Here is a 14,345-nt window from a genome sequence, read left to right as displayed (position 1 = left end):
TACGGGCGCCACCGGCCGACCCGGAAACGGGTCGACAGCCGCCTGCCCGTATATGGCCGCGCCCCTGACACAGCCGAATGAGACCAGGACTGAGACGGACGTCGGTGTCATACCTTCTTGACGACGACGGTGTCCGGGATCAGTTTCTCCAGGTCGTCGACGTCCGAGGTGAAGACGGTGACCTGGCCCTGCTGCTGTCGTGCCACCACGGCGAGCACCGCATCGCTCGGGTACTTGTGCCCGTGCAACTTGGTGTCGGCCAGAAGTCGACGGGCCTGTCGGGCCTCGCCCTTTCCGATGTCGGCGACCTTGAGCCGGGAGAGCACCCAGTCCCAGCGCTGTTCGGTGGTCCGGCCGGCGTACGCCTCGACCAGTGCCGTCGGAGACGTCACCACCTCGGCTTGACCTGACCTGCACCAGACCCGTTCGCCGCCCTGATGACGCTGCTCTGCGTGGTGGCCATCGCCGCCGAGTGCGCCGTCTTCCGCCGGTTCTTCGCCACCGGCCGGGGCACCGACACCACCGCGCCGCTCAGCACCGAGATCCGACGTGCCGACCTTCGTCAGTCCACACAACTCACGATGATCAACGGTGGTCGCATCCATGTCCGCGTCGGCGGCATTCCCTACGGTCGCGTAATCCGGTCGTGCAGCCAGGAGTTGATGCCGCTGAGCGCCGTGCCGGCCATTGCCGTGGGGTGGCTCGTGAAACCGTGGGGTGCCTCGGGGTAGACCCGGAGTTCGACGTCATTGCCGGCCGCTGACAGCCGACCTGCCAGCGCCAGGTTGTCCTCCAGCAACACGTCTGCGCCGCCGACGATCAGCAGCGTCGGGGGAAGCCCGCCAAGGACGCCGTAGACGGGAGAGATGTCGGGAACAGTGCGCTCTTCCACATGGCCGGCGTACGCCTGGATGAAGTATTCGTCGGCGATGCGGCGACCGGCCGGGGTTCGTGCGCTCAAGTCGTAGGTGCCGAACTGGAGCGCGGCGCCGGCGAATCGGCCGACGGCACCTTTGTCCCTCAACCGGAGCAGGGTCGCCAGGGCGAGTGTGGCTCCCGCGGAGCTCCCGCCGACCGCAAGACGAGACGTCCCGAAGCGGGCATCAGCTTCTTCGACGAGCCAGAGCGCCGCTGCTTCACAGTCGTCGGGTGCCGCCGGCCAGGGGTGCTCAGGCGCCAGCCGGTAGTCGACGCTGACAACAGCGAGCTGCAGGGCGTCTGCGAGCTCGCGGTTGCGCTCGTCTCCTCGCGCTGCAGAGTCCATGTAGAAGCCGCCGCCGTGTATGTCCAGGTAGACGCCCCGCGGTGGACCGTCGACAGGAGTGAAGATCCTGACAGGGACGCGCGCTTCCGCGGCTTCGATCGTCTCCTCGATCGCGGGGGGATCGGCGGCACGCGGAGCAGACCTCTTCGCTCGCGCCTCCTCCAGCTCTCGCAGCGTGCTGGGGCCGCGGCCTCCCGCCCTCGACTTGCAGAAGTCACGAACTTCATCGACCTGCTCCGCGGGCACGTCAGCGAACAGTGCGTCCAGCGCGAATCGCACGCGAACTCCTCGTCACTTGGGTTTCGACTCCACGCTATCGCCGACCACCGATGCCTGATCCACGCACCCAGGTGATGCCGCACGTTCATCTACCCATCTTCGGACAAACCGGACGCGGCGGCCGTGTTGCGTCCCCCACTCCCGAGGTATCAACCCAGGTCACAACCCAATGTACGGCTGTAGTACCAGGAGCTGTCCGGCCGATCACCGGTCGGTGCGCACGGTCACGGCGGTTGTCTGCACGGTCCCATAGTCTGCGCGCATGACCACCGAGGAGTACCTCTCGACGATTGACGCGTTGGCTGTGCGGCCGTTCCCGGAGGTGACCTATGTCGACAACTCCGGGGGCGGTGGGCCAGAGCATCATCTGCGCGAGCTGCAGGTCAGTCGGGATTTCTGGGATGACGACGACGGGCAGGCCGCGGTTGAGGCCGAAGCCGAGCTGCGGACCTGCCTCGACGACCTGGTAGCACGCCTGACGACTCGGTGGGGCCATGCGTTCGTCGTGGATCTCGGACCATATCTCAGTGCTGGCTTCAAGGGAGAGCCTGTGCCCGAGCCGCTCGACCACCTCAGCCAGCAGGTTGTGAGCATGCAAGTGTGGCCGCTTCCCGACCGCGGCCGTTGGCTCGCGCTGGCGATCGGCCAAGCCGACAAGGAGCTGCCGCTCATCCTGTTTGCCGCGGTCGGCCGGGCTTCCGCACTCGACCTGAACACGAGTGGCCGGTCATGAGCGGAGCCACACGATGACGGCTGCAGCGGAAACCGTGTCGAGGAACACGTAGCCGCGGTTGTCATACCGCGGAAGGCGGCCCGGCCCCGGTCAGCGGGCGGCCGCAGATACGCACAGGGCGAGACCCAGAACGTCGTTGGCCCCCGCTGCGAGCAGCAGGGGCCTTCGACGTCGTGCCCAGTGAGGCACTGGCGGAGGATACGAGATACGAACTCGTGAGGGGTTGCCCCCGACACGCTTTCCAACGGGTCACGAGACCGTACGCAGGAGCCCACAGACGGTCTGACCTGCGACTGAGGCGGTGCCGAGGCGGCCGGTGAACGGCGTCGGACGCGACTGAATGAGACCACGACTGCGCCAGAGGATCACGTGATCTTGCCAATCAGAGAGGGTATGTGGTCCAGATGCCGTAGCGGCGGCGTCGAACGGTGCACGGATAGCCGCCGCGGTCGCCGCAACTGCCGATCTGCCCTTTGGCCGTCTGGCCGGCATCGGCATCGGCATCGGCCTTCGGTCGGCCCGTGGCGCGTTTCTACTCGTACGGCATCTGACCTGCAATGACTCAGCTGGGGAGCCCTAGTGCAGGAGAGCTCGACCACTCGGAGCCGGAGCCCCTTCGACAGGGGAACGAACCGACCAGTCGTGGGATCGTTACCGAGAAGCGGTTGCGAATATTTCGGATACTGCGGATACTTCGACTACTAGGGGAAGGAGTGCCCACATGGCTACAGCAACAGAGGGCCGCAAAATCGCTCCCGGGACGGTCGACGCCGAGAGCGCGCAGCGAGCCCTGCGCAGAATCCGCGATCACCTCGCTCACAGCGCCGACGCCACCACTGACATCACCATCCTCGGCGAACATGGTGACGACGACCCGCTTGTCCTGCCTCGGGCTACCGTCGAGATGTTCGCAGCGATGCTCGCTGCGCTCGCCAACGGCCAAGGTGTTCAGCTGATGCCGGTCAACGCCATGCTGACCACGCAGCAGGCAGCGGACATGTTGAACGTCTCGCGGCCCTACCTCATCGGGCTACTGGAAAGAGGCGAGATCCCGTTCGAACTCGTCGGTCGGCATAGGCGTGTCACTTTCAACGACGTCATGGAGTACAAGCGCAAGGACGACCGCGACCGCAAGGGTTCAGCCGATTCGCTCACCAGTCTCGACGAAGAGCTGGGGCTCCTCTGACATGGCCTTTGTTGTTCTGTACGACTCCAACGTGCTTTACCCGAACACCGTCAGGGATCTGCTGATCCGCCTGGCTCGGCACGGCATCGTCCAAGCCAAGTGGACCGAGCAGATCCTTGACGAGATGCAGGAAGCGCTGCGCCGCAACGGTGTCGGAGACGAGGAGAAACGCACAGAACTGCGCCGTCGCATGAACGCAGCGGTGCGGGACTGCCTGGTCACCGGCTACGAGTCGCTCATCGAAGGTCTCAAGCTGCCTGACCCGAACGACCGGCACGTACTCGCTGCGGCCATCAAGGCTGGTGCGCAGGTCATCGTGACGGACAACCGTAAAGACTTTCCGTCCGACTACCTCGCCAACTGGGACATCGAACGCAAGACAGCTGATGACCTCGTCATGGACTTGATCGACCTTGACGACCGGATCGTCTACGGCTGTGTAATGGAGATAGCAAACAGCCGTACGCAGAAGCCGGTTACCTTCGCTGACGTCTTGGACCAGTTGGAGAGGTCGCAGCTGATCGGGGCGGTAAGCATGCTCCGCAGCGGCCCAAGCCCGGGTGTCTGAGGCAACGACGAAGGGCCTCGCCAGCCGGTGGCCTACGAATGTCGAAGTGCCCCGCAGTTCACTGGGGCACTTCGACGTCGTGCCCGGTGAGGCACTGGCGGAGGATACGAGATACGAACTCGTGAGGGCTGCCCTCAACACGCTTTCCAACGGGTCACCCCCGTGAACGGGTTGGGCCGGGTGTGTTCTGACCTGCGACGGAGTAGTTGAGGAGCGAGTACCTGAACGTGCCCGGACGCAGATGAACGAGACCAGAACTGAGACCACTCACCTCATGCGGCGTGCGCGATGAAGGCGACGGTGGAGGTGTCACCGTCGAGAGCGATGTTGAGCGACGCGTCGAGCGCCTCGGCTAGCCGGGCGAGCAGCGGAAGGGTGGGGACGGTGCCGCCGAGTTCGAGCTTCGACACCTGGGGCTGTGTCATACGGGCTCGCCTGGCGAGTTCGGTCTGCGAGATGCCCAGTTCGGTCCGCCGGTCGTGCACGGCCTGTCCGAGGTCGAAGGCCATGCGGATCTCCGTGCGCGTCGCTTCCACTTCGGGAGGTTCAGCGTGGCCTTCTGCGGCCTTCCGCCCGCGGCCCCACCACGAGCGGTAGGAGTCCCGGCGAGCCACGCTGCGCGCTCCGCCGCGGACACAGCACCCCGGGCGGGCACCGCTCGCCACGTCCCCGACGTCACAGATCGACACACCGATACCTCGCATTGGACGGCCGTTCACCTGTCCGTTCCCGATGGGACGTGCGCCGCCAGCACGCTGCTGCGGCACCGGTCGAATTCATCGAGGAGACAGAATGAGAAGAAGGTCTTACGCAGCCGTAGGCCTGGCCCTCGCGCTCAGCGTCGTACCAGCCGCCGCGACGGCCGACGCGAGCGACTTCGGGCACGGTGCCCGGGCGCCGTTCACGCTCGCCGTGTACGGTGACGCCCCGTACGGCACCTCTCCGACCGACACCTCCGAGTTCGACGCGACGCCGGCGTTCATCGCCAACGTCAATGCGGACCCGGACGTCAGCAGCGTGATCCATGTCGGTGACATCCATTCCGGCAAGCAGTACTGCACCGCCGCGTACGACCGGTCCATCGCCGCCCTGTGGAGGACCTTCGCCGATCCGCTGGTCTACACCCCCGGTGACAACGAATGGGCCGACTGCCACAAGGTCGCGGAGGGCGGCGGCACGTACAACCCGGCCACCGGGCAGATCGACCCCGTGCTCGACCCGGCCACCGGCAAGCCCGTGGACCACGCTTCCGGCAACCCGGTCGCGAACCTGGACCTGATCCGCCAGTCGTTCTTCCCCGAGCCCGGCCACACCCTCGGCAGCGGGACGCTGCGCGTGCTGTCGCAGGCGCAGGTGCCCGACCGGGCACACCCCGAGGACGCCCGGTACGTGGAGAACGTGCTGTGGGTCAAGAACGGCACCCTCTTCGTGACGGTCGACGTGCCCGGCGGCTCCAACAACGACGCCGACCCCTGGTACGGCGCGCCGACGGCCTCGCAGGAGCAACTCGACGAGGCCGCCCACCGCACCGCGGCCGACCTGCGCTGGCTGGACACCGCCTTCGCGCTCGCCAAGGTCGGCGGCGTGTCCAGCGTCGTGATCACGACCCAGGCCGACATGTGGGACCTGGACGGCAAGGCCGCAGCCCACGTGGCGAACTACGAGCCGGTCGTCTCCAGCCTGGCCAAGCACACCACGGCCTTCGGAAAGCCGGTGCTGCTGCTGGTCGGCGACTCGCATGTCTACCGCTCGGACAACCCCCTCGCCCAGGGCGCGCCCTGCACAGGCGACGCGGACGTCTGCGCTTACGACGCCTGGAACAGCCACCCGTCGTACGACGTCGCCAACTTCCACCGCATCGTCGTACACGGCAGCACCACCCCGCTGGAATGGCTGAAGCTGACCGTCACCCCGGGCGCCCACCGCCTGACGACGGCCACATCCTTCGGCCCGTTCACCTGGAGCCGCGTCACGGAGAAATGACACCGGCCAGCACCAGATCGCTGCATCGGTCCGAGTGCCGCCTCAACCGCCGCGACGTCGGTGCCGCCCTACTGCGGCCCGCCACAAAGCGATCGGCCACCGAGACAGACACATCGGTCACTGATCGCTTTGAGCGGTGCCTCTCCCGGGTGGGGCGGCTTCGAGCACCCTGACGGCTTCGGCCCGGCCGCCCGGCCGGCCGGGCCGCGGAAGGCAGATGGCCTGGCCGGCGGACACATCAGGCCCGGCGGGGGCCGGCGACCTCAGCAGCAGTCCGGCGGACAGGGTCGCCAGCAGCGCAAGGGCGGCGAGGATCCCAAAGCCGTAGCGCGTGTCACTGTGGTCGGTGACCGTCGCGACCAGGAACATCACTACGACCGTGGCCGCCAGCCCGGCGCCGTTCGCCAGCCCGAAGACTCTGCCGACCGAGGCGTCGTCGGCCGAGGTCATCAGCATGGTCCGGGAGGCGATCCGAGCCTGCCCGAAGAAAAACGCACCCAGCGGCACCCCGACGAGATAGCCGACGATCCCGAACTGGCTCTGCAGCACCAGGCCGACGCTGCAGAGCAGGAAGCCCACGACGGCGATGCGAAGGTCCGGACCGCGTCTGCTGACGATCCGGTAGGCACCGGTGGCCACCAGGAATCCGAGGCACCCGAGGGCGTCCACTACACCGAACGTCGCTGCCCCTAGGTGGAGTTCACCGATGACGGCAGTGGGCAGCAGGGCGTTGAAGACTGTGACGACCACACTCCCCTGGGCGTAGAGCAGGATGAAGCGGCGCATCCGCAGCGGCCTGCGAGTAGTCGCCTGGGTCGGCGCCCCGGGGGCGGTGGCCGTCGGCGCCCGGTCCGGGCGCCGCCCCACCGCGGCGACGCAGAGCGCCGAGACGACGAAGGTCCCGGCGTTGAACACCAGCAGCGGCACGGCACCGAACGCCTGGACGCACAGTCCGCCGATCGTCGCCGACAGCAGCATCCCCGCCTGGGTTCCCATCTCGTAGCGGGCGTTGAACCGCCGCAGCCGGTCCGCCGAGATCCGTTCCTTGATCAGCGCGGAACTTGCCGGAGAGAACAGGGCACCGACCACGGCCAGCGCCAGATTGGCGCCGTAGATCCCGGGCCCTGGGGAGCCGCCGCAGGCCAGCCACAACGGCAGCCCGAGAGCCAGCGCCGCACTGGTGACATCGCAGCCAATCCACAGCGCCCGCCGGTCGAAGCGGTCGGCCAGCCGTCCGAAGAGAGGCGACAGCAACGCCTGCGGCCCGGCGACGGCGATGAAGAGCCAGCCGACGGCCATCATGGCCTGCTGCTCCCTGATCACGAGCAGCGCACCGGCAATGAGCTGGACATTGTTGCCGAGAGCGGTGGCAAAGGCAGCGGGCACGAGCAGTTGCTCGGCCCGGCGGGAGTGGCGGTTGAGGATCACGACACCACTATCCAGAAGGTTCACTGACACCTTCTGTCAGCGAAGTCCGGCAACAGACCCCCTCAGTGCTCCTGAAGCGCGCTGGCCGTGCGGTCTCTACGGCGACCGCCCGCGCGGTCAGCCCCAGTGCGGCAGGGGGCCTGGCCCTCGTCGGCGTCCCCGCTCGAACTCAGCCGTGTACCGCTTGCTCATGTTGCTCGTGCCACTCACTCGACGTCGTACCCGGTGAGGCACTGGCGGAGGATACGAGATTCGAACTCGTGGGGGGTTGCCCTGGGTACGCTTTCCAACCGGTCACGAGGCCGTACGCCACAGGCCAGAGCCGATCTGAGCTGCGTCGAATCGGATGGTGGTCTAGGTCCCGAACGCCGCCGGACACGACTGAACGAGACCAGAACCGAGACCGGAGCCGGCGGGTCACACCCTCTTGACGACGATCGTGTCCGGGACCAGTTTCTCCAGGTCGTCGACGTCTGAGGTGAAGACGGTGACCTGTCCCTTCTGCTGTCGGGCTATGACGGCGAGCACGGCGTCGATCGCGTACTTGTGGCCGTGGAGCTTGGCATCAGCCAGAAGGCGGCGGGCCTGGCGGGCCTCGTCCTTGCCCACGTCGGCGACCTTGAGCCGAGAGAGCACCCAGTCCCAGCGCTGCTCGGTGGTTCTCCCGTCGTACGCCTCGACCAGCGTCATGGGAGCCGTCACGACATCGGCTTCGCCCCGGGCGGCGAGGTCGAGCCAGGCGATCATCTTTCGGTCACCGCGCACGGCGAGGGACAGGGCTTCGCAGTCGAGAACGAAGACTCGGAGTGCGGGTCCGGGCTCACCGCTGCGCTTCTTCACGCGGCCTCTCCGGCGCTGTCCGCCCGGCGGTGCTTGTGCTCGGCGTCGAGCCTGTTCAGCTCGTCGAGGGCCGCCACGCGTTCCTCTTCAGTGACGGGGCCGTGTTCTTCCTCCAACCAGCCGACGAGTTCCTGGAGCCGGTCGCGGTCGCGCTTGGCCCGTAGCGCCTCGGCAACGTATGCCGACAGGCCGCGCTCGGCGGCCTCCGCTCGGATCTCGTCAAGGAGATCCTCGGGAATCGTCACCGTTACTTTCTTACTCACCATATAAGCCACCATACTCCAGGTGTCCGTAGACCTACCAGTCAAGTGAACTCAGGGGCGCCCGGCGATTCCCCCGTCTCGGTGGGGCGCGGGGCTCCATGGAAGACCTGCCGCGAGTGCCAGGAACGGTGGGCCGCCGCGACCGGCAGCGCAACCGGTTGCGGACCGATCAACGGGCGGCTCGCGAGCGCGACCACGTGCTCGCGAGCGACAGCGCTGCGCCCCACGAACGCCTGGGAGACCAAGATCCGGTGGCCGTCGCCCCGGCTCCGAGGAGGCCCTTGTCGAAGGAGGCTTCCAGGATGGTGGTTTCCTTGCGAACGGTCGAAGGACTATTCGTCTGATGGCAAACTTTGGATGTACTCGCGGTAGCGCGCCACTTCGGCGTTGAACTCAGAGTTCTCCATATCCAGAATTCTCGCCCCGCCGGGTAGGCTCGCAAGTTCACGCAGAGACGGCTCGAAATCGGGATCGAGTCCTTTATGACATGTACCGCAAAGTGTGACCAAATTCTCCTCGGCGGTGGGCCGCTTCATTCGCCATGGAATTAGGTGATGTACATGAAGTTCAATGTCCACGTGATCAGTCGCCTTGCGCCCGCAAATCACGCAACGATAATTATCTCGCTTGAGTACTTTCATCCGGAGCTTCCTGGTGGGTGCCCGGCGTCCGACGGCCTCGTCGGGAAGGTGTTCCGTGTTGATGAAACCGGCTCCGCCGACCTCGACCACCCCGTCACGTACGCATTCCGAAGGTGCGATCACCTCGGCAAGTTGCGCTTCCGCAACCTCTTTACCGACGAGCGCATTTCCACCGAGTTGAAAGAAGATGGCGAGAGAAGCCTGATCGTGAACCGCCAGCCAGTCCTGGCCCATAGTGGCCCATGCTTTGCTCATCGCTTCGGGTGAGACCAGACGCGCCTCGCGAAGCTCCCATTTTGGGTTCCTCTCGCACCATCCGACCCAGTGAGACTGCACAGACCAGAAAGGCTGCCCGCGGCGGTCGGAGCCGATCGTCAACGCGTAGTAGTCCCCCTCTGGGTCGAAGCGCTTCATCTTTGTGAGAGTTGCTGCGAGGTCGGTCCTGGGCGACATCGGATCCTCTGACATAAGGACACCCCCCCACGAGGCACTGACATCAACGCACGGAACTGACGCTCCTGACCCCCGCGAGTACAACCGTCTCTTGAGCCCTGGTGCGACCCGCACGCGGGCGGGGTGCCTCCAGGCACCTGGCTGCTCGTTCAGGGAGCCGACCCGCAGAGTCAGAGCGGCGACCGAGGGGGCGTTTGTGCGCGAGGACCAGTGCCGGAGGATACGAGATTCGAACTCGTGAGGGGTTGCCCCCAACACGCTTTCCAACTCTCCGTCTCGTCGTACGCCGGAGTTCGCCACCGTTCTGATCTGTGAAGCAGCGTTGAGGAGTGCGTCCTTCGGACGCCCCTGGACGGGACTGAATGCAACCCGAACTGCAACCCTTCGGGATGCGGGGCGTTCGACGTGGCGGGCGCCTCTCCGCAAGCCGGGTCCTGTGGAGAAAAGGCGGGCCTACCTGCGCGTGGGAGGTGGCAAGGTACCGGCCAAGCTCGTGGCCTGCTGGACCGCTTGTGGCCGGCATGGGTATCGGGCAGAGCAGGCGAGCCCTCGTACGGCGAGGGCGCTATGCGGAACCGGCGCCCGCGGCCTGCCGCGGCCGGACATGGTCACCCCTTCCCTCCTGTGCGCCGGGTCAGGTGGGGGACCCGGTGTCACCGGGCCGGACCAGCCCGGATTCGTAGGCGTGGACGACGGCTTGGACGCGGTCGCGGAGTCCCAGCTTGGCCAGTACGCGGCTGACATGGGTCTTGACGGTGCCTTCGGTCAGGTGGAGGCGGCCACCGATCTCCGCGTTGGACAGACCGCGGGCGATGAGCACGAGCACTTCGGCCTCGCGCTCGGTCAGGGGGCTCGGGCGGCCGTTGGGTTCGGTCCGCGCAGGCGCGGTCGCCACGTACCTTTCCAGGAGCCGGCGGGTCACGCTGGGTGCCGCGACCGCGTCACCGCGGGCCACGGCCCGGACGGCCGAAAGCAGATCAGGCGCGAGGGTGTCCTTGAGCAGGAACCCGCTGGCGCCGGCGAGAAGCGCGGCGTAGACGTACTCGTCCAGATCGAAGGTGGTCAAGACCAGCACGCGGGTCCGCGCGGCGGCCACATCCCGGCAGATCCGGCGGGTCGCTTCGACTCCGTCGACCTCGGGCATGCGGATGTCCATCAGCACGAGGTCCGGCTGCAGGTCGACGGTCATTTCAATGGCCTGCGCGCCGTCACCGGCTTCGCCGACCACCCGCATGTCGGGCGCCCGTTCCAGGATCAGCCGGAAGCCGGTCCGGACCAGCGCCTGGTCGTCGACGAGCAGGATGCTGATCACGTGCCCTGGTCCTGGATGTCGGGTCCCGGAACCCCCGCGCGATCGCGAGGTGCGTGAGCCGGATCGGTCCCACGCGCCGCCGGGCCGGGCCCGGCGGCCGCCAGGTCGGGCGCGTGTATCGGAAGGACCGTCCGTACGACGAAACCGCCGTGCGGACCAGGCCCCGCCGTGAAACTCCCGCCGAGCAGCTTGGCGCGTTCCCGCATTCCGCGCAGGCCCTTGGCGCCGATGCCGCGCATGTCGCCTACGCCGATGGGCCCGTCGGCACCACCGGGTCCACCGCCGTCGCCCACAACTGGCTGCCGCCCGCGCCCATCGTCGCGAATCTCCACGCAGACCTCGCTCGGGTCGTAGGCGACGAGAACGTCCGCTGCGGCACCGGCCCCCGCGTGCTTGATGGTGTTCGTCAGGGCCTCCTGGACGATCCGGTACGCCGACAGGTCCACCGCCGTCGGCAGTTCGGAGGGGCTGCCCTCGATGCGCAGCCGCACCGGTGTGCCCGCTCGGTTCAGCCGGTCCAGCAGCGCGGGGAGCCGACCCAGTCCGGGCGGGGGGCGCCAGGCGTCGCCGTCCTCGCCCGTCGCGGCCAAGTCACCCGGTCCGCTCGTCGCGGTGAGCACCCGGCGCATGTCGGCGAGTGAGTCGCGGCCGATCGTGACGACCGCCTCCAGCGCCGTTCGGGTCTCGGCCGGGTCGTCGTCGAGTGCGGCGGCTGCTCCCTGGGCCTGGATCACGATGACGGACAGGCCGTGCGCGACGACGTCGTGGATCTCACGGCTGATCCTTGCACGTTCGGCGGCGACGGCAAGGGTCGCCCGCTGGTCGCGCTCGCGTTCCAGGCCCTGTGCGCGCTGGTGGAGCTGGCCGAGGTACGCGCGGCGGTTGCGGGCGCCGTAGCCGGTCGACCAGGCGGCCACGAGGGCGATGCCGTACACGAATGCGGTGTTCCAGGCGTTCGCCGAGGGGTCACGCAGCTGGGTGCTGACGTCGTCCGGGCCGCTGGGCGCGTCCCCGGCCTCGGAGGGGGTCCGGTGGAAGACCTGGGTCGCGGTCATGGGCAGTCCCGGGGCCAGCCGCCCGTGATTTGCGTAGTACGCGCTCCACCCGGAGACCAGAGCGATCAGTGCGGCCAGCGCCGCGAGCGACACCGCACGGCCCCGGTGGGCGGCGACCGTGCACAGCACGACCGGCACGCCGGTGTCGACGACCATGGGAGGCACTGCAAGGACGACATGGCACGCGGTGGCGGCCGTGCAGACGGCCAACATCGTCACCGGGAGGCGTCTGCGGAACGTGACGGCGACCAGCAGGGCGGCGGTGGCCGTCCACCACAGGCAGGCCACGGTCAGCCCCCGCACCGCACCGTCGGCCGACCCGGCGGACGCCACGCTCACGACCGCTCGCGGGTTGTTCACCACGAGGCACACCGCGAACAGCCCACAGGCCAGTGCCGCGTCCCGCGCGACCTCCGGCACGAGGGCCCGCACGACAGCGCCCATGTCGGTCCGATCCGCGGCGCGGCGCTCCGGGCCGCGTAGCGCGGACGGCTGCTTCTTCATCGTTCGGGGAGTCTATGGTCCGCCCGGCGGCGGCGCGTCTGTCGTACGACGGAGGCGGCCGACGGCGTACGACTCGCGACAGACCCGATGATGCGCCCCAGGGCAGACGCGCCCGCTGCACCCCGCGCAGCAAGGTGATCGCATGACACGACGTGATCCCTTTCCCGACGGGCACCGCAGGCGCCGGATGGGCCGCCGCTCTGTTCTCGGCCTGCTCGGTGCCGTCTCCGTCGCAGCCGGCGGTGCCTGGGGCGCCGCCGCCACGAGCGGTACTACAGACGGCTCCGCTCGGGCGTCCGGCACCGGTGGCCTTCCGGCGTCCGGCCAGATACCGCCGGGGCTGCGGCCCGGCGGCGAATTCGACCAGCTCATCGCCAAGCTCGCCGCGGACGACACCTTCTCCGGCACCGTGCTCCTGGTGCACCGCGACCGCCCGGTGCTGGCGCGGTCCTACGGCATGGCCGACAAGAAGCGGGCCGTTCCCAACGGGCCCGACACCATCTTCTGCCTCGGTTCGATCACCAAGATCTTCACCGCCGTCGCCGTCGCCCAGCTCGCCCAGCAAGGCAAGATCGCGTACACCGCGACCCTGGGCACGTACCTGGACGGTTTCCCGGCGGACACGGCAAGCAGCGTCATGATCCACCACATGCTCACCCACACCTCCGGTATGGGCGACTACACGCAGCTCCCGGGGTTCTTCGAAGCGTCGTTCACCTGGACCAGCCCCGAGCAGGTCATGGACGAGACCCTGGAGTTCATCCGGAAGGGTCCGCTGGGCTTCGTCCCCGGCACCAGGGGGCAGTACAGCAACTCCGCTTACCACGTCCTGGGCGCCATCGTCGCGAAGGTCTCCGGCCAGTCCTACTACGACTATGTCCGCGACCACGTCTTCGGCCCGGCCGGTATGACCTCCTCGGACTTCTACACCGCGCCCCAGTGGCGAGCCGACCGGCGCATCGCCCACCCGTACACCTCGCAGAACCAGCCCTCCGGGCAACGTGTCGATGCCCTTGAGGGCACGTTCTCCCTCATCGGCTCCCCAGCGGGTAACGCCCTCGCGAGTGCACCGGACCTGATCCGCTTCAAGCGCGCCTTGCTGAGCCACAAGCTGCTCGACCCCGTCTACACCGAGCTCACCCTCAGCCCCAAGGTGCCCAGGGCGCCGATGCCCGCCGGGCCCGGCGTTCCCGCTCAGTTCCCCTTCGACTCCTACGCGACCACCACCGACATCGTCAACAACCACTGGGCCGTCGGCCACAGCGGAGCGGCGCCCGGTGTCTGGACCAACCTCGACTGGTTCCCGGACCTGGACTGGACGGCGGTCTTCCTCTCCAACTACGACATGCCCGGCCCCACCCCCGGCGCCGGCCCCGCGATCACCGCCCGCGCTCTCATCACCCAGCAGTAGCCGTCCCGACGGCGAGGTCCTTTTGGTGGCCGTGCTCCAGAGAGAAGGTGCCGGCCTCCGTCATCACTGCCCGCCACTTCTTGCCGCCGCCCTTGAGCACCGTGATCAGGCCGCTCCTTCAGCGCACGAGCAGAGAGGGCCGGCTCGGGACTGTCCGAGGTCGCCGGATCATCACCTGCAGCAATGCGGGTCGGAAGGGCGAGCTGGCGTTCGTTGAGACGCGACCAACGCTGCATGAGTCGGTCGTACCGGCGGTCGACGATGCCGCACAGGCGTTCCTCTGCATGTCACCCGACGAGGGACCGGTCTGGTCGCACGAGCCGCGTTGAGCATCATTCATGCAGGTACGGCCAGGGCCGCAGGGCGTCAACTGAGACCAGAACTGAGACCACGCACGTCGAAGGGCACGCTGCGAGCCTTGGGCG

14 protein-coding genes and 1 pseudogene are annotated in these 14,345 nt (G+C 67.8%); 5 read left to right on the top strand and 10 right to left on the bottom strand.

All coding sequences use genetic code 11. The features are described 5' to 3' along the window. Nucleotides 1-107: 107 nt before the first annotated feature. The gene (locus JT723_RS34935) at nucleotides 108-605 is read right to left on the bottom strand and encodes a PIN domain-containing protein (RefSeq protein WP_240165256.1); all 498 of its coding nucleotides are present in this window, start codon (nucleotides 603-605) and stop codon (nucleotides 108-110) included. A 20-nt stretch (nucleotides 606-625) separates the two neighbouring features. Then, a complete protein-coding gene (locus JT723_RS07945) occupies nucleotides 626-1,543 on the bottom strand; it encodes an alpha/beta hydrolase (protein ID WP_205043772.1) in 918 nt (305 codons plus the stop codon). Between the two features lie 262 nt (nucleotides 1,544-1,805). Between JT723_RS07945 and JT723_RS07940 the strand changes: the two genes are divergently transcribed. The 3 genes from JT723_RS07940 to JT723_RS07930 all read left to right on the top strand — a co-directional run bounded on the left by JT723_RS07940 (nucleotide 1,806) and on the right by JT723_RS07930 (nucleotide 4,030). After that, a complete protein-coding gene (locus tag JT723_RS07940; protein ID WP_205043771.1) occupies nucleotides 1,806-2,276 on the top strand; it encodes a hypothetical protein in 471 nt (156 codons plus the stop codon). Between the two features lie 721 nt (nucleotides 2,277-2,997). Then, on the top strand, nucleotides 2,998-3,462 hold the full coding sequence (locus tag JT723_RS07935) for a helix-turn-helix domain-containing protein (protein ID WP_205043770.1): 465 nt from the start codon (nucleotides 2,998-3,000) through the stop codon (nucleotides 3,460-3,462). A 1-nt stretch (nucleotide 3,463) separates the two neighbouring features. Further along, complete coding sequence (locus JT723_RS07930; protein WP_205043769.1) at nucleotides 3,464-4,030, top strand: PIN domain-containing protein; 567 nt, start codon at nucleotides 3,464-3,466, stop codon at nucleotides 4,028-4,030. A 272-nt stretch (nucleotides 4,031-4,302) separates the two neighbouring features. Here JT723_RS07930 and JT723_RS07925 read toward each other — a convergent pair whose 3' ends face one another. Further along, the gene (locus tag JT723_RS07925; RefSeq protein WP_251513265.1) at nucleotides 4,303-4,566 is read right to left on the bottom strand and encodes a helix-turn-helix transcriptional regulator; all 264 of its coding nucleotides are present in this window, start codon (nucleotides 4,564-4,566) and stop codon (nucleotides 4,303-4,305) included. 256 nt (nucleotides 4,567-4,822) lie between these two features. On the opposite strand from JT723_RS07925, the gene JT723_RS07920 reads away from it, so the two are divergent. Continuing rightward, entirely contained in the window at nucleotides 4,823-6,013 is a 1,191-nt protein-coding gene (locus JT723_RS07920) for a hypothetical protein (RefSeq protein WP_205043768.1), read from the top strand. A gap of 117 nt (nucleotides 6,014-6,130) precedes the next feature. On the opposite strand, the gene JT723_RS07915 is transcribed toward JT723_RS07920, so the two are convergent. The 7 genes and pseudogenes from JT723_RS07915 to JT723_RS07890 form a co-directional block, all read right to left on the bottom strand. Further along, the gene (locus JT723_RS07915; RefSeq protein ID WP_251513268.1) at nucleotides 6,131-7,441 is read right to left on the bottom strand and encodes an MFS transporter; all 1,311 of its coding nucleotides are present in this window, start codon (nucleotides 7,439-7,441) and stop codon (nucleotides 6,131-6,133) included. A 417-nt stretch (nucleotides 7,442-7,858) separates the two neighbouring features. Then, nucleotides 7,859-8,281, bottom strand: coding sequence for a hypothetical protein (locus JT723_RS07910; RefSeq protein WP_205043767.1), 423 nt, complete (start codon nucleotides 8,279-8,281; stop codon nucleotides 7,859-7,861). Further along, nucleotides 8,278-8,547, bottom strand: coding sequence for a ribbon-helix-helix domain-containing protein (locus JT723_RS07905; protein ID WP_205043766.1), 270 nt, complete (start codon nucleotides 8,545-8,547; stop codon nucleotides 8,278-8,280). Before JT723_RS07905 ends, JT723_RS07910 begins: the two co-directional genes overlap by 4 nt. A 38-nt stretch (nucleotides 8,548-8,585) precedes the next feature. Further along, nucleotides 8,586-8,833 (bottom strand): annotated as a pseudogene (locus tag JT723_RS34930) (phosphorothioated DNA-binding restriction endonuclease); the annotation flags it as partial. A 43-nt stretch (nucleotides 8,834-8,876) separates the two neighbouring features. After that, nucleotides 8,877-9,599 carry an HNH endonuclease gene (locus tag JT723_RS34925; protein WP_240165255.1) on the bottom strand — a complete coding sequence of 241 codons (723 nt, stop codon included), beginning with the start codon at nucleotides 9,597-9,599 and terminating at the stop codon, nucleotides 8,877-8,879. Between the two features lie 673 nt (nucleotides 9,600-10,272). After that, nucleotides 10,273-10,950 (bottom strand): response regulator, encoded by a 678-nt coding sequence (locus JT723_RS07895; RefSeq protein ID WP_205043765.1) that lies wholly within the window; start codon nucleotides 10,948-10,950, stop codon nucleotides 10,273-10,275. Continuing rightward, nucleotides 10,947-12,509 carry a sensor histidine kinase gene (locus tag JT723_RS07890; protein ID WP_205043764.1) on the bottom strand — a complete coding sequence of 521 codons (1,563 nt, stop codon included), beginning with the start codon at nucleotides 12,507-12,509 and terminating at the stop codon, nucleotides 10,947-10,949. The genes JT723_RS07895 and JT723_RS07890 overlap by 4 nt, the downstream gene beginning before the upstream one ends. 142 nt (nucleotides 12,510-12,651) lie before the next feature. Between JT723_RS07890 and JT723_RS07885 the strand changes: the two genes are divergently transcribed. Then, nucleotides 12,652-13,920, top strand: a complete 1,269-nt coding sequence (locus JT723_RS07885) for a serine hydrolase domain-containing protein (RefSeq protein ID WP_205043763.1) — start codon at nucleotides 12,652-12,654, stop codon at nucleotides 13,918-13,920. The last annotated feature ends 425 nt before the right edge of the window (nucleotides 13,921-14,345 follow it).

Origin of the sequence: Actinacidiphila bryophytorum (assembly GCF_016916835.1) — a bacterium.
Classification (GTDB): Bacteria; Actinomycetota; Actinomycetes; order Streptomycetales; family Streptomycetaceae; genus Actinacidiphila; species Actinacidiphila bryophytorum.
The sequence above is the reverse complement of the archived record's forward strand: the minus strand, read 5'-3'. Positions and strand labels throughout refer to the sequence as shown.

What these genes read in the sequence shown, in the direction of transcription:
- JT723_RS07935 (WP_205043770.1), top strand. Translation starts at nt 2,998, where the DNA reads ATGGCTACAGCAACAGAGGGCCGCAAAATCGCTCCCGGGACGGTCGAC.
- JT723_RS07905 (WP_205043766.1), bottom strand. Translation starts at nt 8,547, where the DNA reads ATGGTGAGTAAGAAAGTAACGGTGACGATTCCCGAGGATCTCCTTGAC.
- JT723_RS07920 (WP_205043768.1), top strand. Translation starts at nt 4,823, where the DNA reads ATGAGAAGAAGGTCTTACGCAGCCGTAGGCCTGGCCCTCGCGCTCAGC.
- JT723_RS07890 (WP_205043764.1), bottom strand. Translation starts at nt 12,509, where the DNA reads ATGAAGAAGCAGCCGTCCGCGCTACGCGGCCCGGAGCGCCGCGCCGCG.
- JT723_RS34925 (WP_240165255.1), bottom strand. Translation starts at nt 9,599, where the DNA reads ATGAAGCGCTTCGACCCAGAGGGGGACTACTACGCGTTGACGATCGGC.
- JT723_RS07930 (WP_205043769.1), top strand. Translation starts at nt 3,464, where the DNA reads ATGGCCTTTGTTGTTCTGTACGACTCCAACGTGCTTTACCCGAACACC.
- JT723_RS34935 (WP_240165256.1), bottom strand. Translation starts at nt 605, where the DNA reads ATGGATGCGACCACCGTTGATCATCGTGAGTTGTGTGGACTGACGAAG.
- JT723_RS07940 (WP_205043771.1), top strand. Translation starts at nt 1,806, where the DNA reads ATGACCACCGAGGAGTACCTCTCGACGATTGACGCGTTGGCTGTGCGG.
- JT723_RS07885 (WP_205043763.1), top strand. Translation starts at nt 12,652, where the DNA reads ATGACACGACGTGATCCCTTTCCCGACGGGCACCGCAGGCGCCGGATG.